This window comes from Butyrivibrio sp. INlla14 (genome assembly GCF_900102515.1).
Classification (GTDB): Bacteria; Bacillota; Clostridia; order Lachnospirales; family Lachnospiraceae; genus Butyrivibrio.
Genome location: NZ_FMVS01000030.1, coordinates 25,040 through 49,315, shown reverse-complemented (window position 1 = coordinate 49,315; position 24,276 = coordinate 25,040). Strand labels below are relative to the sequence as shown.

At 43.6% G+C, this 24,276-nt stretch carries 18 protein-coding genes and 1 pseudogene; 7 read left to right on the top strand and 12 right to left on the bottom strand.

Features of this window, described 5'->3' with window-relative positions; genetic code table 11:
- Nucleotides 1-298: pseudogene (locus BLO53_RS19500) on the top strand (hypothetical protein); the annotation flags it as partial.
- A 261-nt stretch (nt 299-559) separates the two neighbouring features.
- On the opposite strand, the gene eno reads toward BLO53_RS19500, so the two are convergent.
- Nucleotides 560-1,861: a phosphopyruvate hydratase gene (eno, locus tag BLO53_RS16135; RefSeq protein ID WP_092063933.1), complete on the bottom strand. Its 1,302-nt coding sequence runs from the start codon at nt 1,859-1,861 to the stop codon at nt 560-562.
- 269 nt (nt 1,862-2,130) lie between these two features.
- Here eno and BLO53_RS16130 point away from each other — a divergent pair, with 269 nt between their 5' ends.
- Nucleotides 2,131-2,355, top strand: coding sequence for a hypothetical protein (locus tag BLO53_RS16130; protein WP_092063930.1), 225 nt, complete (start codon nt 2,131-2,133; stop codon nt 2,353-2,355).
- Between the two features lie 295 nt (nt 2,356-2,650).
- On the opposite strand, the gene BLO53_RS16125 is transcribed toward BLO53_RS16130, so the two are convergent.
- From BLO53_RS16125 to BLO53_RS16115, 3 genes are all read right to left on the bottom strand, one after another.
- Nucleotides 2,651-3,097, bottom strand: a complete 447-nt coding sequence (locus BLO53_RS16125; protein WP_092063927.1) for a type II 3-dehydroquinate dehydratase — start codon at nt 3,095-3,097, stop codon at nt 2,651-2,653.
- Nucleotides 3,098-3,235: 138 nt separating this feature from the next.
- Complete coding sequence (locus BLO53_RS16120) at nt 3,236-3,895, bottom strand: DUF1961 family protein (RefSeq protein ID WP_092063924.1); 660 nt, start codon at nt 3,893-3,895, stop codon at nt 3,236-3,238.
- A gap of 10 nt (nt 3,896-3,905) precedes the next feature.
- Nucleotides 3,906-4,658 carry a hypothetical protein gene (locus BLO53_RS16115; RefSeq protein ID WP_092063921.1) on the bottom strand — a complete coding sequence of 251 codons (753 nt, stop codon included), beginning with the start codon at nt 4,656-4,658 and terminating at the stop codon, nt 3,906-3,908.
- Between the two features lie 245 nt (nt 4,659-4,903).
- On the opposite strand from BLO53_RS16115, the gene BLO53_RS16110 reads away from it, so the two are divergent.
- Genes BLO53_RS16110 through BLO53_RS16090 form a run of 5 tightly spaced genes read left to right on the top strand, consistent with a single transcriptional unit; the run spans nt 4,904 to nt 10,597 of the window.
- Nucleotides 4,904-6,733 carry a peptide ABC transporter substrate-binding protein gene (locus tag BLO53_RS16110; protein ID WP_092063918.1) on the top strand — a complete coding sequence of 610 codons (1,830 nt, stop codon included), beginning with the start codon at nt 4,904-4,906 and terminating at the stop codon, nt 6,731-6,733.
- A gap of 10 nt (nt 6,734-6,743) precedes the next feature.
- A complete protein-coding gene (locus BLO53_RS16105; protein WP_330365632.1) occupies nt 6,744-7,703 on the top strand; it encodes an ABC transporter permease in 960 nt (319 codons plus the stop codon).
- Nucleotides 7,700-8,617 carry an ABC transporter permease gene (locus tag BLO53_RS16100; protein ID WP_092063915.1) on the top strand — a complete coding sequence of 306 codons (918 nt, stop codon included), beginning with the start codon at nt 7,700-7,702 and terminating at the stop codon, nt 8,615-8,617. Before BLO53_RS16105 ends, BLO53_RS16100 begins: the two co-directional genes overlap by 4 nt.
- 13 nt (nt 8,618-8,630) lie before the next feature.
- Nucleotides 8,631-9,623 (top strand): ABC transporter ATP-binding protein, encoded by a 993-nt coding sequence (locus tag BLO53_RS16095; RefSeq protein ID WP_242875395.1) that lies wholly within the window; start codon nt 8,631-8,633, stop codon nt 9,621-9,623.
- Nucleotides 9,623-10,597, top strand: a complete 975-nt coding sequence (locus BLO53_RS16090) for an ABC transporter ATP-binding protein (protein WP_092063909.1) — start codon at nt 9,623-9,625, stop codon at nt 10,595-10,597. The genes BLO53_RS16095 and BLO53_RS16090 overlap by 1 nt, the downstream gene beginning before the upstream one ends.
- An 829-nt stretch (nt 10,598-11,426) precedes the next feature.
- Here BLO53_RS16090 and carB read toward each other — a convergent pair.
- The 8 genes from carB to BLO53_RS16050 form a co-directional block, all read right to left on the bottom strand.
- Entirely contained in the window at nt 11,427-14,714 is a 3,288-nt protein-coding gene (gene carB, locus BLO53_RS16085; RefSeq protein ID WP_092063907.1) for a carbamoyl-phosphate synthase large subunit, read from the bottom strand.
- A 6-nt stretch (nt 14,715-14,720) separates the two neighbouring features.
- Nucleotides 14,721-15,929: a carbamoyl phosphate synthase small subunit gene (locus tag BLO53_RS16080; protein WP_092063904.1), complete on the bottom strand. Its 1,209-nt coding sequence runs from the start codon at nt 15,927-15,929 to the stop codon at nt 14,721-14,723.
- 555 nt (nt 15,930-16,484) lie between these two features.
- On the bottom strand, nt 16,485-20,291 hold the full coding sequence (locus BLO53_RS16075) for a phosphoribosylformylglycinamidine synthase (RefSeq protein WP_092063900.1): 3,807 nt from the start codon (nt 20,289-20,291) through the stop codon (nt 16,485-16,487).
- A 176-nt stretch (nt 20,292-20,467) separates the two neighbouring features.
- Nucleotides 20,468-21,055 (bottom strand): TetR/AcrR family transcriptional regulator, encoded by a 588-nt coding sequence (locus tag BLO53_RS16070; RefSeq protein ID WP_092063897.1) that lies wholly within the window; start codon nt 21,053-21,055, stop codon nt 20,468-20,470.
- Between the two features lie 86 nt (nt 21,056-21,141).
- Entirely contained in the window at nt 21,142-21,627 is a 486-nt protein-coding gene (locus BLO53_RS16065; protein ID WP_051196766.1) for a hypothetical protein, read from the bottom strand.
- A 122-nt stretch (nt 21,628-21,749) separates the two neighbouring features.
- Nucleotides 21,750-22,634 carry a LysR family transcriptional regulator gene (locus tag BLO53_RS16060; protein ID WP_092063894.1) on the bottom strand — a complete coding sequence of 295 codons (885 nt, stop codon included), beginning with the start codon at nt 22,632-22,634 and terminating at the stop codon, nt 21,750-21,752.
- A gap of 52 nt (nt 22,635-22,686) precedes the next feature.
- Nucleotides 22,687-23,580, bottom strand: a complete 894-nt coding sequence (locus tag BLO53_RS16055) for an HAD family hydrolase (protein WP_092063891.1) — start codon at nt 23,578-23,580, stop codon at nt 22,687-22,689.
- Nucleotides 23,581-23,770: 190 nt separating this feature from the next.
- Nucleotides 23,771-24,259, bottom strand: coding sequence for an RNA polymerase sigma factor (locus BLO53_RS16050; RefSeq protein ID WP_092063888.1), 489 nt, complete (start codon nt 24,257-24,259; stop codon nt 23,771-23,773).
- Nucleotides 24,260-24,276: the final 17 nt, after the last annotated feature.

Sequence of the window (24,276 nt, the reverse complement as noted above, 5' to 3'; positions counted from 1 at the left end):
CGAAAATGCTGGACTTCTGAAACAGATGTCCTATGGTGAACTCATGGATGATCTTTCATCAGCATGGCGTAGGGCGGATGCACCTGCAGAGCCATCATCCGCTGACGGGTTTTGGGTGCACACAATACAAACCGCAATGGAAGAGCTCGAAGCTCTTGGGCTTTCAAAGCCGGCTCCAAAGCCTGAGCCTAAGAAACGCGGGCGAAAGCCGAAGCCAAAGGATCAAGTTGAAATAAAACCCAAGCGGCCACGTGGTCGCCCAAGAAAGGAAGCTAACCCTTCTGCCGGAAATCTATAGTCCGGCAGATTGGGAAACTTTTACTGAAATAAAGGATTGTAAAAAAAGCTACTGTTCCCCATATCAATATCTTTCCCAAGTTCTTTTTAATAGATTCTTTCATACCATGCTTTTCCTCTTTAATCTGCTGGATTCTTGCGGGCTATTTCTGCTTTTGCCCGCAAGAAGTCACAGTTCTCATCAGATAACAGTATACAGGTTTGAAATAGTCTCATCAACATGTGAAATGACACAGTATCCCGGATACAGTAATTTTTTTTCTTATTTTTTGATATGGAACGCTGCCATTCCAGGATAAACAGCACTGTCGCCGAGCTGCTCCTCGATGCGAAGAAGCTGATTGTATTTAGCGACACGTTCTGAACGGCTTGGAGCACCAGTTTTGATCTGACAGGTATTAAGGGCTACTGCAAGATCTGCGATTGTAGTATCAGCTGTTTCTCCTGAGCGATGGGATGAAATTGCTGTGTAACCTGCATTATGCGCCATCTTGATTGCTTCAAGAGTCTCTGATACTGAGCCAATCTGATTAAGCTTGATCAGGATAGAATTACCTGCACCAAGAGATATTCCCTTGCTAAGACGCTCAGTATTAGTAACAAAAAGATCATCACCTACAAGTTGTACCTTGTTTCCAATCTTGGCTGTCATTCTCTGCCAGCCTTCCCAGTCTTCTTCATCAAGTCCATCTTCGATAGAAATGATCGGATACTTATCTACAAGACTCTCCCAATGTGCGATAAGTTCATCAGATGTAAACTCTTTTCCTGACTTAGGCTGCTTGTAGAAGCCTTTTCCTTTCTCGCTCTTCCACTCTGATGCTGCTGCATCCATTGCGATCATGAAATCTTTTCCAGGCTCATAACCTGCTACCTTTATAGCTTCCAGAATCTTCTCAATTGCCTCTTCATCGCTCCTTAGCTGGTTAGGCGCAAAACCACCCTCATCTCCGACAGCTGTTACATCTCCCATATCCTTGATAAGCTTTTTCAGATTATGGAAAACTTCTGCGCACCAGCGAAGCGCTTCCTTAAATGAAGGTGCACCAACAGGCATGATCATAAATTCCTGTGTGTCGACAGCGCTATCTGCGTGTGCTCCGCCATTTAAAATGTTCATCATTGGAACGGGAAGTCTGTTTCCTGATACACCGCCCAGGAATCTGTATAAGGGGATATCAAGGGCCTTAGCTGCTGCCCTTGCTGTAGCAATAGAAACAGCAAGAATTGCATTTGCTCCAAGATTAGACTTATCTTTTGTTCCATCAGCTTTGATCATTGCTGCATCAATTGCGTACGTATCTGAGGCATCCATACCTACGATTGCTTTGCTAATAACAGTATTGATATTCTCAACTGCCTTTGTAACTCCTTTTCCGAGGTATCTTGACTTATCTCCGTCTCTGAGCTCAAGAGCCTCGAACTCACCTGTTGATGCACCGCTTGGAGCTGTCCCCAAAGCCACAGTCCCGTCAACTAGGGTAATCTCTGCCTCAACTGTAGGATTTCCTCTCGAATCCAGTATTTCTCTTCCAACTACTTTCTCAATTTCCAAATATTCCATTTGCACTGCTCCTTTCCTCTTAAACACAGAATTCCTCTTTTCATAACCGGTCATAGGTGCCGTTATGATAAAGAGGAACTCACATGATTCGCTCATTATGTTAGCTTTTGCTAACACATTTTATTCTATTTTAGGACAATGCTGCTGTCAACAGCTGCTATTGATGATTTTTATCATTTCCAGAACAATTATTGATTTTCTGAGGAACATCAATAATCTATATTTACATCCAAAATACTATTTTCATAAAAAAAGACACGAGCAAATTTTTGCCTTACATCTTTTATTATTCTTTTCTAAAAAAAGCTGTAGCATTGTTGGCAATTCTTGCCCTTTGTCCAAACTTCTTCACTTTAAAATACTACTATTCCTACTCTTTTGAAGAAAAAGATGTAAGAGCAGTAGGGCTAACAAGTGAAGAAACAAATATTTCAATTACTTGTTACAACCTTTTCGCAAGAAAAAGAATTCCAGATGTATTGATAATTTTTTAACGTATCCCATTTTTATAAAACATGAAAAAAGCTGTAAAACGCTGTAAATTCAGCACTAGTGTGCTGACTTGTTCATCTTTAATCAAATTGCGCAGTATATGGGTTTATCTACAAGGAAATAAAATCGATGACAATGCGGGCATTGTCGAGATTTTGTGACAAAGTAGATGAATTCAGATACAAGCAATTTGGTTAATTATGAATGAGTCAGTACACTATAATGGCCCCTAGCCATCCGTAGCCTTCGACAGCTGATGACTACGCAGTAGATTCAAATTATAGCAGCCATGATTAGTTATGAGCGGTCGTGCAGCGCATCTGCGATGAAGTCCATAGCTTCCAAGTATCCGGGAAGTCCATGTCCGTAGATTTGCTTGTGGCAGGCAGGGGCAGTTACTGAAACCTTTCTGAATTCCTCTCTGGACTGTATGTCTGAAATGTGGACTTCTACCTTGATAACATCTTCAAGGCTCTTTAGAGCATCGTGAATAGCGTAGCTATAGTGTGTGTAAGCCCCAGGATTTATGACGATTCCGTCTGTGCCATCGCTGTAAGCTTCCTGGATTCTGTCTATTATGGCTCCCTCATGATTAGACTGGAAAAGATCTACCTCATAGCCATCATCAGCTGCCTTTTTGCGGATCATATCGCACAGGTAGTTAAAGTCCTGATTGCCGTAGACTGCTTTTTCTCTTATACCCAGAAAATTTAAATTAGGGCCATTTATCACCAAAATCTTCATTATCTCTACATCCTTTACATTCCGAATATTTGTCAGCACTCATGTTTTATATCTTACGTGAACTCCTACGCTTTTTTCTTGTTGTTCACGTAATTTTTTGTCATTCCAGATCATGACTTCGTCATGATTGTTCCTCCCTCATAACCAGGTGACTCGCAAGTTCCTGTACTCTGCAACCATAGGCGCAAGCTGTCTGAAGCCAATGCAGCCGCCTGTCAGGATATCTCCGTAGGTGACTCCGTCGTCATCAAATTCAAATATCTGAAGGCCCCCTACAAAAAAGGTAACCTTGCCGGATTTCTTAACTACTGATATCTCATACCATTGTGAATCAGGGCTGGCATCAGGGATTGGGTCCGCTCCCTGTGTTACTAGGTGAAAGCCGTAGCTCTTTCTAAGATTACAGGTATGGAAAGCCCTCTCATCAGGCTCTTTTCTTCTAAAATAGGAAACGTGGAAGGCGTTGATATCGCCGCTATGATACTGCTTGTATTCGCCTGTTCTCTTACTAAGAGTTTCATCAAATATAGAGACTCCGCTCCTTCCCTTGGCTGCAAAGAACATCATGGCAAGCCCAGGCTCCTCAAGGGGCCTAAACTCCCAGTCAATCCTTACATCTGAAGGGAATGATACAGGACACCACAACACGAAATTGGCCTTCTGTCCCTCCTCAGGACTAAGTGCGTTTTTAAGGCGCATTGCTCCCTCGGGAAAAGAAATCTCGGCCTTCCCCTCCAAAATAAAGTCCCCTATGCATTCCTGTGAATCCAGCGGATTTTCGTAGATTATCTTAGACATATATACCCCCCTATTTTCCCATGAAATCTGATAATTTGAACTCCTTGCCTGTTCTCTCCTCATAAATCTGGATAAATGATTTGCCCTGATCTTCCGGGTTAAAGTCCACATCCTTGGATTTTACCCTCCACTCGTTGTCCTCCGGAAGATACTGATAGGCAATATTGTGCTGTACCCACTCATAGGCCATATCCTCTGCTGTTCTAAAGCTCTCCATATCAGCCCCGTGGATAGGATACACATTAATAAGAGCCTGGCAGATAAAGACCATGTCAGTTGTATTCTCTATCTTATAGGAATCAATAATCTTCCAGTGCTCATCCCAGCGAACTACTGAAAACTCCTCATCTCCATAGGAAAAAACATAATTCTTGCCATCACCTGAAGGATTGCTAAGATTCACATCAGAAGCAGAAGTAAAAAGAGCTGAGGATTCCTCTCCATCCCCTGATAATAGTTCACTAGACTTCTCTTCCACAAAGGATTTCCCCATACTGGCGTAATCACCTGCATTATCTCTGATATAGGACATTCCCATACTGGCATAGTCGTCTGCATTATCTCTGATGTAGGACATTCCCATACTGGCATAGTCATCTGCATTTTTCACAACATATGATATCCCGGCACTTGCAAGGTCATCTGCCTTCTCATCTATGTAGTTATCCACAATCGGAATCCCGGTATAGCTGCAACCCACGCAAAAAGCGCAGCACATGATCAAAGATGCGCCAAGGCACATCACCACTAATCTTTTTTTCATAATAGTCCCCTCGTTAGTTTTAACATTAGTGTATCACATTTTTATAATCAAAGATTGGCCAGTTGTCCTCATTTCTAGCAATTTTCATCAGTAATTTTGTATCTTGCGGACAAACCTAGTGAAAACCGAAATTTATCAGTGGCTATAATATCCTCTTAATTTACATTCCCATGGCTGTGAGATAAATTAGTTTTACGCAATTCAAACGTGCAAACACATGATAAATACTTGAAAAGGAGACGATTATGAAAAAGAAATCACTGGCACTAGCACTAACTTTAGTAACAACTATAACAGGAATCCTTGCCGGTTGTGGAAATAATACATCAGCACAGAATGATTCAACTACTACTTCAGGCAGCACTACTACAAGTACAGCGGCAGCTGCAACAACTGAAGCTGCAAATTCAAATTCAGGAGCTTCTGCAGATTCAGGAGAGCTTGAACTTGCAGATGAGCAGGTACTGAATCTTACCTATTCAGATCTTGCTATTCTGGACGTAAATGATGTAAGAAACTCCAATGAGTTCCAGGTTCTGTCACAGGTTCAGGAGGGACTCTTTAGAACCTTCACAGACGAAAATGGCATTGACCACACAGAGCTTGCTGGAGCTACAGGCTATACTGTTTCAGACGACGGTCTTACCTACACTTTCAGCCTTAGAGATGATGCAAAATGGAGCGATGGAGAAAAGGTAACAGCACAGAACTATGTTGATTCCTGGTTCAGACTTATAGATCCTGAAAAAGCCTTCTCCTATGCCTTCCTTGCAGCAGATGATATCAAGGGAGCTCAGGATTACTACGACGGAACAGGTTCAAAAGAGGATGTGGCTATTAAGCTCATTGATGACTACACCTTTGAAGTAACCTTAAACTCAGCAAATCCTTCCTTCTTAAAGAAGGCTGGAATGCTTCCTCTTTTCCCAATTAGAAAAGACCTTATTGATGCAGCAGAAAGTGCTGGAGAAAACTGGGGTAACGACTACACTCTCCATGTGTTTAACGGACCCTTTGTTATCTCTGACAGAGTGCTTGAAAATTCAATGACTCTAAAAAAGAATGATCAGTACTGGGATGCTGAGAATGTTCATCTTACACAGGTTAACCTCCGGGTTGTAGATGAGTTCTCAACACAGGCTCAACTTGTTGAGTCACAGCAGGTCGATATCTTAAAGCTCTCTGACCTTGAGTATGTGGATAAGTGGCAGTCACTTGTTGATGATGGAACTCTTGTAAGGATCATCTCAACATCACCTTCTGTTACATATATCTCTTTTGACCAGCACCCAGCAGGAAACGGAGGCCCTTCAGGCCTTATGCTTAATGCCAAGGTTCGTAAGGCTATAACACTTGCCCTTGATAGAGAAGAATACAATCTTCTGTTTAGAAACGGCCTTTCAACAACTGCTTATGGACTTGTACCTTACGGAATCACAGTAGGCGGCAAAGAATACCGTTCTGAAGCAGGCGACATCTTGAATAACTCAGAGAACGCTGCCCTTGCAAGCGATCCAGCAGCACTTAAGGCTCTTTTTGAAGAAGGTATGGCAGAGGCAGGCGTAGAAGGAACTGCTGAGGATGTAACTCTCACTACAATAAACTACTCACCTAGCACACTTGATAACAACATCTATGAGTGGTACGTACAGCAGCTTGAGTCCAAGCTTGGCGTAACAGTACAGGTTGAGACCTTCCCTGATGTTACAGGCTGGAAGGAAGCCCGCGACAGCTATCAGTATGACTTCTACACAATGGGATGGTTCGGAGATTATGACGACCCAGCAAACTTCCTGGGACTGTTTGTAACAGATAACGGATATGCAAGATTCATGGGTGGCTACTCAAATCCTGAGTACGACGAGCTCTACAACAAGGCTAACGCAAGTCTTGATGAGAACGAGCGCCTTGAGTTATTTACAAAGGCAGAAAACCTTCTTCTTGAAGAAGGCGGTGTTGACCCTCTCTATTTTGACAATGCCCAGATCTACGCCCAGTCATATGTTAAGAATGTAAGCTACCCACTCTTCGGAGCAGACTTCGAGTTCTCAAGAGCCTATATTGTAAAACACTAAGGATGACTTTATGAATATCTTAAGATACATATTTAAAAAGTTGATCATTGCACTTGCTACACTTTTTGTGATAGCAAGTGCAACCTTTTTCCTACTGGCACTTACTCCAGGTGATGCTCTGTCAAAAAGAGTTGAAAAGCTACCGGATGTAGTCACTCAAAGGCTCTATGCCAAGTACGGCCTTGATAAGCCCATAATGGAAAGATATTTCATCACCATGAAAGGTCTTTTAAAAGGAGACTTTGGAGAGTCTGTAATCTACGAAGGAGAAACTGTCCAGCAGATAATTGCAGAAAAAGGCCCAGTAAGCGCAAGGCTTGGCATTCAGCAGATGCTACTTGGAGTTACTCTTGGCCTTCTTCTGGGAGTTTTGGCGGCTGTCAAAAAAGGCTCTATCTGGGACTATCTGGTGGTAGTTTTATCAATACTTCTCATATCAGTCCCGACTCTTTTATTTGCCCTTTTATTGCAAGCCTTCTTTGCAGGTAAGCTTGGCTGGTTTCCGGTTATCGGATGGCCTTCTTCAAACCAGTGGTTTGGAGGCTGGAAATACACTATCCTTCCTACCTTTGCCGGATGCTTTGGCTATATTGCTTCCTACGCAAGACTCCTTAAGGTGTCTATGCTTGATACCATGAATCAGGACTATATCCTGACAGCAGAATCCAAGGGTCTTTCAAGAAGAGAAGTCATAACCCGCCACGTTCTAAGAAACTCCCTGATACCTGTCATGACAAGACTTCCCATGTCTGTTGCCATGTGTATCACAGGATCGTTCTTTATTGAAAGTGTCTTTTCTATTCCTGGCCTTGGCCTATACTACGTAAATGCAGTTGCCGCACAGGATGTGACCATTGTAATGGGCGAAACCGTAATCCTATCAGCCATCTACATTTTTGTGATCTTTATCACAGATATTCTGTATACAGTGATTGATCCAAGGATACGTATCAGCGGAGGTAAGCGATGAATAGGATACTAACTTTAGAAGAAAAAGCCCACGTAGGAATCAGCAATAATGCCGATGTTATAACAAGGCCTGTTATCTCCTACTGGCGCGGCGCCTGGATAAGATTTAAGAAAAATAAGATAGCTATCTTTGCACTATATTCCCTGATACTTCTTATATTTTTCATTATCTTTGGTCCGGTTATTAGTAACACAAATTACACGGAAATAGATGCTGCAAATAGAAATATATCTCCCAATTCAGTGAACTGGTTTGGAAGTGACCAGCTGGGAAGAGATCTCTTTTCCCGCATATGGATTGGAGCAAGACTCAGCCTTATCATTGCTCTTGTGTGCTCTATGATACAGCTCCTTGTAGGCTGTGCCTACGGCGGAATAATGGCTTACTTTGGAGGCAAGGTTGACTCTGTCATGATGAGAATAATTGAAATCGTTACATCTTTTCCGTCACTTCTTGTGACACTGCTGATCATGATGGTTGTTGGTAAAAACGTGGCTGGACTTCTCGTTGCCATGTGCATAACCTCCTGGGTTGGAACCGCAAGGATCGTAAGAGGCCAGATCATGCAGCTTAGGGAATCCGAATATGTTCAGGCCTCGCAGATGCTTGGAAGCAGCCCTTTCAGGATCATATTAAAGCACCTTCTGCCAAATACTATTTCGCTGCTGATCCTGGATCTATGTTCGTCAATCCCTGACTATATCTTTACGGAAGCTTCGCTTAGCTTTCTTGGAATGGGGCTTGGAGGCGACATCATATCTCTTGGCGTTCTTATTTCTGATGGCAAGACCAAGATGCAGTTCTATCCCTGGCAGATGTTCTTTCCTGCAGTGATTCTGGTCATCGCAGTTTTGGCCTTCAATCTCATTGGAGATGGGCTGAGGGATGCTCTTGATCCCAGAAATATCCGTTAAATGGAGGTTTACTTTGGCTAATGAATTATTAAAGGTTGAAGACCTTAAAGTTGATTATCACACCTATGCCGGCATTGTACAGGCTGTAAGAGGGGTATCCTTTTCTCTTGAAAAGGGAAAGACTCTGGCTATAGTTGGTGAGTCGGGATGCGGCAAGTCAGTTACTGCAAGATCGATACTAAAGCTCATTCACGAGCCCGGCCAGATTGATAAGAGCAGCAAAATCTTATTTGAGGGAAAAGATGTTAATTCTTTTTCCGCAAAAGAGCTGCAAAGCTACAGGGGAGGCGATGTTTCTATAATCTTTCAGGATGCTATGGCTTCCCTTAACCCTACAATGACTGTAGGCAAGCAGATTGTTGAAAACATCCTTCATCACAACAAAATGAAAAAAACGGATGCCAAGAAAAGAGCTGTTGAGCTTTTGTCCTTGGTCGGCATCACAGATCCTGAGCGTCGCTACAAACAGTATCCACACGAGCTGTCAGGCGGCATGAGGCAGAGAGTCATGATTGCAATTGCCTTTGCCAACAATCCAAAGCTTCTGATTGCAGATGAGCCAACAACTGCTCTTGATGTGACTATACAGTCCCAGATCATGGAACTTTTAAGAAGTTTAAAAAATGAGTATGGTTCATCAATCATACTGATCACCCACGATCTAGGCGTAGTTGCAGGCATTGCAGACGAGGTAGCTGTCATGTATGCAGGTGTTATCGTAGAACATGGAAGTGCAAAAGATATTTTCTATAACCCCAAGCACCCTTATACCAAGGCGCTTCACGAGGCAGTTCCGAGGGTAGATAATAAACGCTCTGACACTCTTGTCTCTATTGCAGGTTCACCGCCAGATCTTATAAATCCAAATCCAGGCTGTCCTTTTAGTTCCAGGTGCAAGCACTGCATGAATATCTGTACAAAAGAGATGCCGCCTTCCTACAGTTTTGACAAGGGGCACGAGGCTAGTTGCTGGTTACATGCACTGGATGAAAGTGAGTTTAAATAATGGAAAATGAAGTGATTTTTGAAGTTAGACATTTAAAGAAGCATTTTAAGTTGGAAAGGGGACAAGTCCTTAAGGCTGTTGACGATGTTTCTTTTGCCATAAGAAAAGGTGAAACTCTGGGGCTTGTTGGAGAGTCTGGCTGTGGGAAGACAACCTGCGGAAGAACTGGAATTGGTATCTACGAGAAGACTTCCGGTGAGATACTGTTCAAGGGACAGGACATATCCACCTTCAAGCACCAGCAGCTTAAAGAGTACAAAAAGAAGGTTCAGATGATATTCCAGGATCCTTACGCAAGCCTCGATCCGAGAATGACAGTAGCTGACATTGTGGCCGAGGGGCTTGATGTTCACAAGCTCTACAAAAACAAAGCTGAACGCATGAGCAAGGTCTACGAACTACTTAAGCTGGTTGACCTTACCAGTGAGCACGCAGGCAGGTTTGTCCACGAGTTTTCCGGCGGCCAGCGTCAGAGGATTGGCATAGCAAGAGCTCTTGCAGTCCAACCTGAATTTCTGGTCCTGGACGAGCCAATATCTGCTCTTGATGTGAGTATTCAGGCCCAGGTGGTAAATATGCTTATGAATCTTCAGAAAGAAATGGGGCTTACCTATCTTTTTATAGCGCATGACATGGCCATGGTGCGTCATATTTCTACCAAAGTTGCCGTAATGTACATGGGAAAAATAGTAGAGATGGCAGAAACAAATGAACTCTTTGAGAATCCTATCCATCCCTACACCAAGTCTCTTTTATCAGCTATTCCAATCCCAGACCCTCTAGCCGAGGAAAAGAGACGTCAAAGCCAGATAACTCTCGAGGGTGAGGTCCTAAGTCCCATAAACCTTGGCGCCGAGTGCAGCTTCTGCAGACGCTGCCCCTCAAAGGCAGCCACCTGCCAGCACTCCGTCCCCTCCCTCATCGACATCGGAGGCGGCCACCTCGTCGCCTGCCACAACGCCGCCCGCACCTAAACCCGCGCACCACAACCGCACCGCCAGAGTTCTTCCCACCAGAGTAGTGCCCGCCGAAGCAATGCGCTCTGAACCGCCCCGCCGCCTGGGCATGACTCCCGCTCATTCAGAAAGTTTTTTGTGTCATATGACACAAAAACGCTCCGCTAAGGATGCGACTGGTGCACAGATGAAGATTGCAAGCTAAAGCTTGCGTGCACCAGCGCCAAGAGTCATAAATGACTCTTGATCACACGGCTTCAGCACGGGTATTCATGGGCTTCTGGAAGGCGCATAAGAATTCTACGGTTCAAAACTCGCACCAGGGCAGCGCTTGCGAGTCGGCTAGTTTCCTATGCGAGTCTTAGATGGCAAATGCGATTTTCTAATGTTTCCATAGCAGTTTTTCCCGCGCATGCGAAGCGTTGTCTGAAGCAGGACGGGAAAAATAATTTACGATAGAAAATGCCATAGCCCGCGATGCGGGCGTTACAAGAAAAGAGGAATCAAATTCTTCAAGCTAGCTTGAAAGATTGATTCCTCTTTTCTTTATGACGCAATGCGTCAAATGGCATTTTCATATATACATGTATTCCCCGTCCTGCAAGTTTACGCTGCAGTATGCGCATTAGAAGAAAAACTGCGGAAACATCTAAGAAAATCTGCATTTGTCAGTGACGAGCACTACGGGAACTGGCGCGAGTAAAAAGCTGCCTTCTGGTGCTCGGACATGTTGAACCGAAGCAGAATTCTTATGACCTTCCAGAAGCCTCATGACTACATCCTTCTTACACAGACGAAAAAAACTTCCATGAATATCGCTCGCGTCATGCCTGGGCGGCGGGCGCGGTTAAATCCTTGCTATGTCGACGAGGGTTAGAGCTTCCTCTGAGCTTGCGCTCTCAAGGCTGGTTACGAGGGCGCGGGCTGTGTCGAGGGCGGTGATTACGTTGACACCAGTCTCAATGGCGGTGCGGCGGATTATAAAGCCGTCACGGGTCTTGTCGCGGCCCTGGGTAGGTGTATCAATAACAAGGTCGATCTTGTGGCCCAGGATAAGGTCGATGACCGTAGGTGACTCCTGGCTAAGGCGGTTGATCTTTCTTGCAGATACACCGTTTTCGTTTAAGGTATCTGCAGTAGATCTTGTGGCGTAAATGATATAGCAAAGCTTCTTGTAGCGCCTTGCTATATCAATTACTTCGCCCTTATCTGCATCTTTTACAGTAATGATCATCTGCTTGTACTTAGGAAGGTTGATTCCTGCGCCAAGGAAGGCCTTATAAAGCGCTTCATCAAAGCTCTTGCTGATTCCAAGGCATTCACCTGTACTCTTCATCTCAGGTCCAAGGCTGATCTCAGCTCCTCTTATCTTTTCAAAAGAGAATACTGGCATCTTGATAGCTACGTAGTCAGCTTCTGGCTGAAGGCCTGGTGTATAGCCAAGATCCTTTAGCTTTTTGCCCATCATTACCTGAGCTGCAAGATCTACGATAGGAATACCTGTAACCTTGCTGATATAAGGAACAGTACGAGATGACCTTGGGTTTGCCTCAATGATGTAAACCTCATCTCCCACTGCAATAAACTGAACATTGATAAGACCAATTACGTGAAGTGCCTTGGCAAGTCTCTTTGTGTATTCAGCAATAGTCTCTTTTACCTTATCTGAAAGAGACTGGGCTGGATAAACAGATATTGAGTCGCCAGAGTGGATACCTGATCTCTCGATGTGCTCCATGATACCTGGGATTACAATGTCTTCTCCATCACATACAGCATCCACTTCTGTTTCCACACCCTGAAGGTACTTATCCACAAGAATTGGATGATCCTGAGCATATCTGTTGATAATGTTCATGAATTCCTCGATCTCTTCATCGGAAAGAGCAATCTGCATGCCCTGACCTCCAAGAACGTAGGAAGGTCTTACAAGAACAGGGTATCCAAGGCGGTTTGCAACTTCCTTGGCTTCCTCGGCAGTGTAAACTGTTGCTCCCTGAGCACGCTTTATCTGTGTCTGTTCAAGGATTTCATCAAAGATTTCTCTATCTTCTGCAGCATCAACATCCTTGGCATCTGTACCGTAGATCTTGACGCCCATCTTCATAAGGTCAGCTGTAAGCTTGATTGCTGTCTGTCCACCAAACTGAACCACTGCTCCGTCTGGCTTTTCAAGGCGAACGATATTCTCAACATCCTCAGCTGTAAGAGGCTCAAAGTAGAGCTTGTCAGCAATATCAAAGTCGGTACTTACTGTCTCCGGGTTGTTGTTGATTATGATTGTTTCGTAACCCTCTTTTTTGAAGGCCCATGTGGCATGAACTGAACAGTAGTCAAACTCAATACCCTGTCCAATCCTGATAGGACCAGAACCAAGAACAAGAATCTTTTTCTTGCGCTCAGCATTTTCTACATCAGCTGAATTTTCCAGGTCTCCAGCTTCGTTTTCTGAATCAGGGCCGTTATAAACTGAATAGTAGTAAGGTGTCTCTGCCGCAAACTCAGCTGCGCAGGTATCTACAATCTTGTAGGTAGCATGAATATTGTAGAAATCACGAAGCTCTTTTAACACATCCACAGGGAATCTTGTAAGTCTTGAAATAACTGTGTCAGGATACTCAAGGCGCTTTGCTTCCAAAAGTGTCTCAAAGCTTATTACTTTCTTGGCATCTTCTAAAGTGCCTGTTTTACCTGCAGTATTTTTTTCTCCGCATCTAAGGAGCTTTAGTTCCATCTTGACCAGGGTATGAAGCTTATCTATAAACCAAAGGTCGATCATGGTTATGTCGTGAATCTGATCGTGGCTTATTCCGCGTCTCAAAGCCTCAGCTATAACCCAGATTCTCTGGTCATCAACTATTTTTAATCTCTCTAAAAGCTCATCATCATCAAGGTCTGAGAAGTCATAGCTTGTAAGGCAGTCTACGTGCTGCTCCAAACTTCTGATGGCCTTCATCATAGCACCTTCAAAGTTTGTGCAGATGCTCATAACTTCGCCTGTAGCCTTCATCTGAGTTGTGAGGGTTCTCTTGGCAGTAATGAATTTATCAAATGGAAGCCTTGGAAACTTAACTACGCAGTAGTCAAGGGTAGGCTCAAAGCTTGCATAGGTCTTGCCTGTGATGGCATTTTTGATCTCATCAAGGGTGTAACCAAGGGCAATCTTGGCAGCAACCTTGGCGATAGGATATCCGGTTGCCTTACTTGCAAGGGCTGATGAACGGCTAACTCTTGGGTTAACCTCAATTACGCAGTACTCAAAGCTTGTAGGGTGCAGGGCGAACTGAACGTTACATCCTCCAGTAATCTTAAGTTCGTCAATAATAGAAAGAGCTGCACTTCTGAGCATCTGATATTCTTTGTCAGAAAGGGTCTGAGAAGGAGCAACAACGATTGAGTCACCTGTGTGAACGCCTACAGGGTCAATGTTTTCCATGTTGCAGACTGTAATGCAGTTTCCAAGGCTGTCACGCATTACCTCGTACTCAATTTCCTTCCATCCAGCAATACATCTTTCAACTAATACTTCATTGGCTCTTGAAAGCCTGAGGCCGTTCTCCAGGATTTCTTCGCACTGGGCCTGGTTGTAGGCAATACCGCCGCCTGATCCTCCAAGAGTATAGGCAGGACGCAGAACTACGGGGTATCCGATCTTACTAGCAAAAGAAATACCGTCTTCCACGTTATGTACAACCAAAGAAGCTGCAACAGGCTGGCCCAGCTTTTCCATGGTGTCCTTAAATTCCTGTCTATCCTCAGCCTTTCTGATAGTCTCTGCTGTAGTACCAAGAAGTTTTACATTGTGAGAAGCAAGAAATCCTGACTCGTCAAGCTCCATTCCAAGGTTAAGTCCAGCCTGTCCTCCAAGGGTTGGAAGAATTGAATCAGGCTTTTCTTTTTCTATGATCTGCTCAAGGACTTTGACTGTAAGAGGTTCGATATAAACCTCATCAGCAATATCCTTATCTGTCATGATGGTAGCAGGATTTGAGTTTACAAGGACAACTTCAATTCCTTCTTCTTTAAGAGATCTGCAGGCCTGTGTTCCAGCGTAGTCAAACTCAGCAGCCTGTCCTATTACTATAGGTCCTGAACCAATTACCAGAACCTTTTTTACATCTTTATTCTTTGGCATAACTTATCATTCCTCGCACATGTTTATAAATCTATCAAATAGGTAGCTTGAATCCTGAGGTCCAGGACATGCCTCCGGGTGGAACTGAACCGTAAAAATGTTCTTGCCCACATATTTAAGGCCCTCATTGGTTCCATCATTTACATTTATAAATGCTGGCTCAGCAACATTCCTATCAAGTTTATCCATATCAACTACATAGCCATGGTTCTGGGATGAAATGTACACTCTGCCGTTAGTAAGGTCTTTTACCGGGTGATTTCCACCTCTGTGACCATACTTAAGCTTGAAGGTGTCAGCTCCTGTGGCAAGGGCCATAAGCTGATGTCCAAGGCATATTGCAAAGATTGGCACATCAGAAGCATAGAGCTTTTTGATCTCCTCTATAACTCCGCGGCAATCCTTGGGATCTCCAGGGCCATTTGACAGCATGATTCCATCAGGCTTATCCCTAAGGATTTCCTCTGCACTGGTGTCAAAAGGATAGATTGTCACATCACATCCTCTTGCAGCAAGGGAATCTGCTATGTTCTTTTTGGCTCCAAGGTCAAGAAGTGCAATCTTAAGTGGTCTTGTTTTTCTTCCATTCAGTTCCTTGACAATTGCAGGTCTTTTCTCTCTCTTTGACAGGTCTCCCTTAAGAGAAGCCTCATAATCTTCCTTGTTAAAAGATGCACTTCCAGACAATGGGCCATTCTCTGAAAGGCTCTCTACGCCTTTTAGGAATTTCTTTTCCTTGCAGGAAACCTTGCTGACAACATCTCCGGTTGTGTAGGCATGAAGCTTTTCTTTTACCTGATCATAGGTAAGGCTCTCATTGGTTGTGATGAGGCCGTTCATAGTTCCTTTATCTCTAAGAAGCCTTACAAGGGCTCTTGTATCTATGCCTTCAATTCCAGGAATTTGGAACTTGTCCATAAATTCCTGTACTGTCATATCACATCTAAAGTTTGATGCCACATGCGACAATTCCCTTACTATGATGGCATCAACCCAGGGCTTTTCTGACTCCATGTCATCCAGGCAAACTCCGTAATTGCCTATAAGGGGATAGGTCATGCACACAGCCTGTCCCGCATATGAGGGATCAGTAAAAACTTCTGTGTAGCCAGCCATTGATGTGTTGAACACAATCTCACTTATCACATCCTTGTCTGCACCTATATGTTTACCTGTAAAGACTGTCCCGTCTTCAAGTATCAGTCTTGCTTTCATTCTTCCTCCTAGTTCTATCCTGACGCCAGGTTTTTCGAAATATGTACATGTCAGCTCTCATAGTTCTAAACGTTCCGATGAGCCCTAAACATCAATATCATCGTGCATAGGCACTCGATATTGATAGGTCTCATCTCCACAGAACTAAAATCGATCTGACTATGTACATATTCTCGAAAAAACTGGCTGTGTATCTATACCACTACTATTTGTGTAATTCATTGCAACTCATTATTTCTAACAAGAGCAGTTGTTTCATGTAATAAGCACTCTTTCTCACAAAACGCCCTTTTCAAAAGCGGGCGAAGTTCACTGCCGTAGCACAGCGGAGTGCGAGGCACATGACTTCTGCTAAGGCAGGAGTGCACATTATTTTGCGACTTTTTGAACTGCGGAGATGAGACCTATCAATGCCAAGTGCCTTTGCACGCAGGTATTGATGTTCAGGGCTCATCGGAGCGCTTAGTTCAACAGGAGCAAAAAATGTGTGCCCTGCTGAAGCAAAGTCATGTGCCCGCACTCCCGTCCTGTTCGCCGTAAACTCCCGCGTAGCCATTATTTGAAGTAAGCTACACCGCTTTCGAAGATGCGAAGGTCCTGCTCGCCGTAGATGTTGATGGCAACACCGTCACCGCGACGCTCTGAGTGAGCCATCTTACCAAGGCAGCGTCCATCTGGTGAAAGGATACCCTCAACAGCTCTGTAAGAACCATTGATGTTCCACTCATCATCCATAGTCACATTTCCATCAAGATCGCAGTACTGAGTTGCAATCTGGCCGTTAGCAAAAAGCTCATCAAGAACAGCTTCTGGAGCTACAAAACGTCCCTCTCCGTGAGAAGCTGGGTTTGTGTATACTCCGCCAAGCTCAGCCTGTGACAGCCATGGTGAATTATTGGATACAACCTTGATCGTAGCCATCTTGGAAATGTGTCTTCCTATTGTGTTAAAGGTCAGTGTAGGTGAATCAGCATTCTGACCTGTGATCTTGCCATAAGGCACAAGTCCAAGCTTGATCATAGCCTGGAAACCGTTACAGATACCAAGTGCAAGTCCGTCTCTGTTCTGAAGAAGATCTTCTACTGCTGCCTTAATCTCCTCATTCTGGAAGGCTGTTGCAAAGAACTTAGCACTTCCGTCTGGCTCATCACCAGCTGAGAAGCCGCCTGGGAACATGATGATCTGGGCATTCTCTATAGCCTTCTTAAACTCTTTTACGGACTCCTCAATATCCTGTGCATTTCTGTTTCTGAAAATCTTTATATTAACATCAGCGCCAGCTCTCTCAAAGGCCTGAGCACTGTCGTATTCGCAGTTTGTTCCTGGGAATACCGGGATAAATACTGTAGGCTTTGCCACATTGTTTTTGCAGATGTGGATGTTCTCTGCCTTGTAAAGAGGTGACTCTACAGGTGTCTTTTCTTCGTTAACAGTTGAGTGGAATACCTTCTCAAGCTTACTCTTCCAAGCATCTAGTGCTTCAGCCATTGAAACCTTTACACCGCAAGCCGCAAACTCTGCTGTTTCAGTAACTTCACCGATTTCTCTAGCACCGTCTACCTTAAGTGCCTCTGCAAGATCTTTTGCTGAAACCTCTGCAACAATATCAGCTATCTCGTTAGCAAACAGTTCTTTTGCCTCAACACCATCAGAAATCTTAACGCCCAGACCGTTACCAAATGCCATCTTGCAAAGAGCTGCTGCAAGTCCGTAGCAGTCCTCAGCATAAGCTGAAACGATGATGCCCTTTCTCATAAGGCCTGTAATCTCTCCATAGAGCTTCATAACCTTTTCATAATCAGGAAGGTCATACTTATCCTTGGCAATCTTGAACTGAACAAGCTTATTTCCTGCTGCCTTGAGCTCAGGTGTAACGATATCCTTGCCATTTGCCACATCTACGGCAAAAGAAACAAATGTAGGAGGAACGTTTATCTCATTGAAGGATCCGGACATTGAGTCCTTACCACCGATTGAGGCAATGCCAAACTTCATCTGGGCATCGAAGGCACCAAGAAGCGCTGTAAATGGCTGGCTCCAACGCTGTGGATCCTGTGTCATTCTCTTAAAATACTCCTGGAATGTGAAGTGGAGGTTTCTATAGTCACCACCATTTGCCACAATCCTTGCTACAGACTCAGTTACAGCATAAGCAGCACCGTGATATGGGCTCCAGCTTGAAAGGAATGGATCAAAGCCGTAGCTCATCATGGTTACTGTATCTGTCTTGCCTCCAAGAACAGGGAGCTTAGCTACCATAGCCTGTGTCTCTGTAAGCTGATACTTACCACCATAAGGCATGAGAACTGAACCAGCTCCGATAGAGGAGTCGAACATTTCTACAAGGCCTTTCTGTGAGCATACATTAAGGTCCGAAAGCTCAGCCTCAAGTGCTGCCTTAACATCGCCCTTTGTAAGAGCAGCCTCAACATCCTTACTTGCAATCTTGTTAAAATAGTTATCTGCCTGAACAGGAGCTTCTACTTTAACTGTAGTTTCCTGGTGTGCTCCATTTGTATCAAGGAAGGATCTCTTTATGTCAACGATTCTTTTGCCTCTCCAGTTAAGAACAAGTCTTGGTTCCTCTGTTACTACTGCAACCTTAACGGCTTCAAGGTTCTCCTGTGCTGCAAAATCAAGGAACTTGTCTGCATCCTTTGGCGCAACTACAACAGCCATTCTCTCCTGAGATTCTGAGATTGCAAGTTCTGTTCCATCAAGACCTGCATACTTTTTAGGAACAAGGTCAAGATTGATATCAAGACCTGGTGCAAGTTCTCCGATTGCAACAGAAACACCGCCGGCACCAAAGTCGTTACATTTTTTAATAAGTTCGCTTACTTCTGGTCTTCTAAAGAGTCTCTGGAGTTTACGCTCTGTAGGCGCATTACCCTTCTGAACCTCTGCTCCGCAGCTTGTAAGTGACTTGGAATCGTGAGCCTTGGATGAGCCTGTAGCTCCGCCGCAGCCATCTCTACCTGTTCTGCCACCAAGAAGGATGATGATATCTCCTGGATCAGCACTTTCTCTTATTACGTGTTCCTGAGGAGCAGCGCCCATTACAGCACCAATCTCCATTCTCTTAGCTACATAGCCTGGGTGATATACCTCTTTTACATAACCAGTTGCAAGACCGATCTGATTACCATAGGATGAATAGCCACTTGCTGCGCCTCTTACCAGCTTTTTCTGTGAAAGCTTGCCCTTCATGGTCTCAGCTACCGGAACTGTAGGATCTGCAGCGCCAGTTACACGCATAGCCTGGTATACATAACCTCTTCCTGAAAGCGGGTCTCTTATAGCGCCACCAAGACATGTAGCAGCTCCACCAAATGGCTCAATCTCTGTAGGGTGGTTGTGAGTTTCATTCTTAAAGAACACAAGCCAGTTCTCAACTACAGGACCATTTCCATAGTCAACCTCAACTGGAACAACTACTGTGCAGGCATTGTTCTCCTCAGACTCTTCCATGTCTGTGAGCTTGCCATCTTTTTTAAGTTTCTTCATGCCCATAAGAGCGATGTCCATAAGGGAGATGAATTTCTCTTTTTTCTTGTCATCTGTTGTATAAAGCGCATCCCTTGCTGCAAGGTAGTCTTCATATGAAGCCTTGATTGGCTCAGCATAGAAGCCCTCTTCAAAAGAGATATCTTTAAGCTCAGTTCCAAAGGTTGTATGGCGGCAGTGATCAGACCAGTAGGTGTCAAGAACTCTTATCTCAGTCATTGATGGATCACGCTTCTCATCGTCATTAAAATACTGCTGGATCCACTTGAAATCATTGAAGGTCATAGCAAGACCTAGTGACTCATAGAGAGCTTTCAGGTCAGTCTCAGCCATATCCTTAAAGCCGTCGAGGATCTTTACATCCTCAGGATCCTCATAGTTTTCCACAAGTGTCTCAGGTTTTTTGCCATCTGCAATCCTTGAGTCAACAGGGTTCATTGTGTAGTCCTTGATTTTCTCAAGTTCTGCATCTGATATATTTCCAATGAGCATGTAAGTTACTGCTGTTTTGATAACAGGTTCTTCGTCGCCCTTAATAAAGCGTACGCACTGCTCCGCAGAATCTGCTCTCTGATCAAACTGTCCTGGAAGTGCCTCAATGCTGAATACTCTTGCATTTTCAGGAATATCTATATTTTCTCTATAAAGAATATCTACTGGTGGCTCAGAAAAGACTGTTGTGCAGGCCTTTTCAAAAACTTCATCCGAAACGTTCTGAACGTCATAACGGATAAAGATCCTTACATTCTCGACGCTATTAATGCCAAGGTAGCCCTTGATTTCATGGCGAAGCTCTCTGGCCTTGCCAGCAAATGGTTCCTTTTTTTCTACGTAGATTCGTCTTACACTGCTCATAATTTCTCCTCTTCCTTCTTATATATCTATGAACTGGATATTACTCCAGAAACATACTGTTTTGTAGGTGTAAATTTTTGTATGATATACGAATCGCTTAACATGCAAGCATGTACGCAATTGTGACTTATGACGCCTATATCATACAAAAAGTGCTTAATAAAATATTAAGCACTTTACTCTTCCGGGACTAATCCCTCTAAAATATACATTAATTCATTATCGATAGCTTCCTCTGAAATAGAACAAGTCTTGGACATGATCTTGAGACCTTCCACCACGTACATTAAATTGCGGGCAAATCCAAGTGGATTTTCGCAATAGAATTCACCATTTTCAATTCCGTTTTCTACGAGCTTTTCGACAATGGTTACAGCTGTATTAAATTGTTTTTTAAGTGGATTATCTTTTGAAGAAACTTTATGATTAAAAAAATATTCGTAGGTAGCGATAGTGATGTTGTTCTTTTTTCTGAGAATGCTTTTTTTCTGTTCCTTAAGGAAAAGAGCCAGCATATCACCAGCAGATGCTTCGCCAGACAGTGCTGCTGCAACTGCCTCTTCATCATCCTCATCAAATTCATTATCAAGAACTGCCAGAAACAGTTCTTCTGTACTGGAAAAATAAAGATAAAGACCCCCACGACTAATGTCGCAGACATCAACAATGTCCTTCATAGTTACGTTTTTGTAGCCTTTTTCGGAAAAAACAACTCTGGCCTTATCCAGAATATGCTTTTTCTTCTGTGCGGACTTCTCTCCCATTTACTTCTCCCATTCCCTTATTATTTTCACTAATGCCTTCCGTTCTCTCATCGATTTGCGTAAGGCATTCAAACTATCAGGTTCTCTTACGCTATTGGCTTGTCGCTCTCATGTCCCCAGACTCTGCAGAGCTCATCCATCTTCCAAACCGTATTGTAGAGCACACCGTTGGCAACTCCCTCTGCCCAGACTGTACCCTTTGTCATACCTGACAAAATATACTTGGACAAAATTCCTGCCAGATCCTCCATGTTCCTGATGTCTGCATCAGCAATGAACAAGAGCTCATCCTTGGCACTATTCAAACGATTCCTGGAATAAACATAAACATAATTGCGATCTAATAAATTAGTAGACTGTGCTGCCTTAACAAAGGCAAGTAGATTAGAATCATATACCGGAAACGGCATTGACTTGAGGTCACTAGAGTTGTAACTCTGAGCCACCTCTGATTTGGCATTATCCTTGAGCCATCTTAAATATGGAACTAACTTGGAAACTTCGGGTCTGTATCTTGAAACGATATCCTCAACACTGTTCTCATTGACATTATTGTCATTTTCAAAACTCATTGAAAGCCGCTCCTATTCTGGCTTGTAGCCGTTTTCAAACTCGCGTGTCACTTATCTTTTTCAGTTCTTGATAAATAATAGCATGAAAGTATTTAGTCTTCAATATTTCTTTTTTATTTTTTTCAGTTCTTTATCAGTTCAATCAACCTCGACGCCGCAATAGACAGCGGCCTTGACTCATCTGTGATCACGCAGATCTTTCTCTTAGGGATTACGGAGTTAAAACGAAGTTCGAAGAGGACTCCACTTTCAAGGTATTCCTCTGCAAAATCCTTAACCACACAGCCCACGCCCAGATTTCTAAGGGCAAATTGAACTATCATATCACTGGTTGAGAGTTCGAATTCCGGCTGGATGTCCACGCCATGGTCACTTAAAAAAGTGTCTATATAGTTTCTGGTGCTGGAGTTGCCCTCAAGAAGAATAAGGGGAATCTTTTGAAGGTCACTAAAGTCCAGCATTCTATTCTTGTACTGGATAAAGCGTCTTCCTGCCACAAAGGTATCTTCTATAGTTGAAACAGGGAAATAGCTATAGCCCTCCTTTTCCTCGAAGGGCGTAGAAATAACGCCAAAGTCAATCCTGTCCTCGTTGAGATACTGAAGGGTCTCAGGGGTGGGGCCATTGGTTACAGTAACCTTGATCCCTGGATAGAGCTCATGGAACTTCTCAAGGTATGGCAAAAGAAAAAATCTAAGCGTCATATCGCTGGCTCCAATCCTGACTTCTCCTGCATCAAGATGCTGAATCTGGCGCAGTCTCTGTTCTCCCAGTTCTATCTGCTCGTATCCTCTTTCCACATACCTGTATAAAAGTTCGCCCTCTGAAGTAAATCGCATGCCTCTTGAGGTTCGCTGAAAAAGAGCACAGTCCAGAGTTTTCTCCAGCTGGTGAATGGACTGGCTGACAGCAGGCTGCGATATAGACAGCTCTTTGGCTGCAGAAGTAATACTGTTTAATTTTCCGACATAGTAAAAAACTTTGTAGTACTCAAGATTCTGGATCATTGTCAGAAACCTCTTTCTACTATTATCTGTAAATTGTGGACATTGACGCTACTTATAGCTGTACACCCATTTCTGAAAGTTCTTCTACTGTCTGCTTATAATCTTTGTAAATGATTCCCTTCCAGCCAAGATTTCTTGCTGTTTCTATATTAACGGGTGTGTCGTCAATAAACACAGTCTTTGCCGGAGTAAGGTCATATCTTTCCTCCAAAAGGTGATAGATTGCTGGATCTGGCTTTACCACGTGGTCTCTATAGCTTAAGATACCGCCATCTGTTTCCTCAAGAAATGCCATGGCATCCGGGCATCCCTCAAGAGCCTGCTTTGAGAAGTTAGAAAGGTATAAAACCTTGTAGCCTGCTGCCTTAAGAGCCCTGATCCAGGGAATTGTCTTTTCTCTCTTTAAGATAATGCCGTCAATATTCTGAAATGCATTCTTTAATTCATCCCCGATTTCCGGATCGTTTTCCACAAATCTTTCAACAATCTCATCATTAGTGAGATTTCCCTTGTCATACTCAACCCAGTCATCACTTTCAACGGTAGCTCTTGCTATGCGCTTTATCATCTCATCGTCATAGCCCTTAGCCTTAAGGAAACCTTCCCATGCAAAATCTGTAAGAACATTTCCTATATCAAATACTACAGTATCAATTTCTCCATCAGGGATCACATTGCCGAATTTGTCATGCTGCTTGTTGGATGAGCCTGCATCAAGGGAAGCAATATTATGTCTTCCTGTAATAGCGCTAAGCCCCCACAGAAGGAGCCAGAGCATGATAGGAACAGCAACGATTGCTCCAGCAAGTCCCATAAATAAATCCTTGGAACCAGGACCTCCAAATAAAGCCACACACAGAAATGCTATGACAAGTCCAGCGATCAGTATAAGTCCGATCATGGCAAGAACTCTTTTATATGTTGGTGTCTTCTCATTATTGTTCATGAAATCTTTCCTCTTCTTCGATCAAATAATATAGTGCACTGTATTTATCTAGCTTCATGTATCATACACTAGCAATCCAATTTCGCCAAGAGGCACAATCTGTTCTTGGTATAAGATATGGATGCGCTTTTTTGATATAGGAAAATGCCATAGCCCGCATCGCAGGCTATGGCATTTTCTATTGTAAATATTACTCCCCTAGTATATCTTTTAATCGGCCGAGGGCTTCTCTGTGGCGGAGCTTAGTGATGCCGTAGGAGAGGCCTACCTGCTGTGAAACTTCCTGAAGTGTAAGTCCACGGTAGTATCTGAGTACGATGATGTCCATCTGCTCCTGTGGCAGGCTCTTTAAGGCCTTTGCGAGGTTATCAAGCGATTCCATGTTCAGGATCTCGTCCTCAATAAGGCTCTTATCTTCAGCAAGATCCTCTGGAATCTCAGAGTGAATATGATTAGTCCTGTAGAAGTCAATCACAGTATTACTGGTCATTGCATAAATCCAAGTTGATATGCTGGCCTTCTTCTCATCAAAGGTGTCTATCTTGCTGTAGATCTTCACAAAGACATCCTCGCACAAATCCTCTGCATCCTCTATCTGATTTACATGATTTCTGATATATGCAAAAACCTTGTCATGATACTGCTGATAAATTTCTTCGTTTGTAAGTCTCTTCCCCATCTTCTTCTCTCCGTCTA

Excerpts from the sequence above, each read along its gene's own strand:
- BLO53_RS16065 (WP_051196766.1), bottom strand. The coding sequence starts at position 21,627 with ATGAGTTTTGAAAATGACAATAATGTCAATGAGAACAGTGTTGAGGAT.
- BLO53_RS16120 (WP_092063924.1), bottom strand. The coding sequence starts at position 3,895 with ATGTCTAAGATAATCTACGAAAATCCGCTGGATTCACAGGAATGCATA.
- BLO53_RS16080 (WP_092063904.1), bottom strand. The coding sequence starts at position 15,929 with ATGAAAGCAAGACTGATACTTGAAGACGGGACAGTCTTTACAGGTAAA.
- BLO53_RS16115 (WP_092063921.1), bottom strand. The coding sequence starts at position 4,658 with ATGAAAAAAAGATTAGTGGTGATGTGCCTTGGCGCATCTTTGATCATG.
- BLO53_RS16100 (WP_092063915.1), top strand. The coding sequence starts at position 7,700 with ATGAATAGGATACTAACTTTAGAAGAAAAAGCCCACGTAGGAATCAGC.
- BLO53_RS16125 (WP_092063927.1), bottom strand. The coding sequence starts at position 3,097 with ATGAAGATTTTGGTGATAAATGGCCCTAATTTAAATTTTCTGGGTATA.
- BLO53_RS16075 (WP_092063900.1), bottom strand. The coding sequence starts at position 20,291 with ATGAGCAGTGTAAGACGAATCTACGTAGAAAAAAAGGAACCATTTGCT.
- BLO53_RS16050 (WP_092063888.1), bottom strand. The coding sequence starts at position 24,259 with ATGGGGAAGAGACTTACAAACGAAGAAATTTATCAGCAGTATCATGAC.
- BLO53_RS16105 (WP_330365632.1), top strand. The coding sequence starts at position 6,744 with ATGAATATCTTAAGATACATATTTAAAAAGTTGATCATTGCACTTGCT.
- BLO53_RS16090 (WP_092063909.1), top strand. The coding sequence starts at position 9,623 with ATGGAAAATGAAGTGATTTTTGAAGTTAGACATTTAAAGAAGCATTTT.
- eno (WP_092063933.1), bottom strand. The coding sequence starts at position 1,861 with ATGGAATATTTGGAAATTGAGAAAGTAGTTGGAAGAGAAATACTGGAT.
- BLO53_RS16060 (WP_092063894.1), bottom strand. The coding sequence starts at position 22,634 with ATGATCCAGAATCTTGAGTACTACAAAGTTTTTTACTATGTCGGAAAA.
- BLO53_RS16110 (WP_092063918.1), top strand. The coding sequence starts at position 4,904 with ATGAAAAAGAAATCACTGGCACTAGCACTAACTTTAGTAACAACTATA.
- carB (WP_092063907.1), bottom strand. The coding sequence starts at position 14,714 with ATGCCAAAGAATAAAGATGTAAAAAAGGTTCTGGTAATTGGTTCAGGA.
- BLO53_RS16055 (WP_092063891.1), bottom strand. The coding sequence starts at position 23,580 with ATGAACAATAATGAGAAGACACCAACATATAAAAGAGTTCTTGCCATG.
- BLO53_RS16070 (WP_092063897.1), bottom strand. The coding sequence starts at position 21,055 with ATGGGAGAGAAGTCCGCACAGAAGAAAAAGCATATTCTGGATAAGGCC.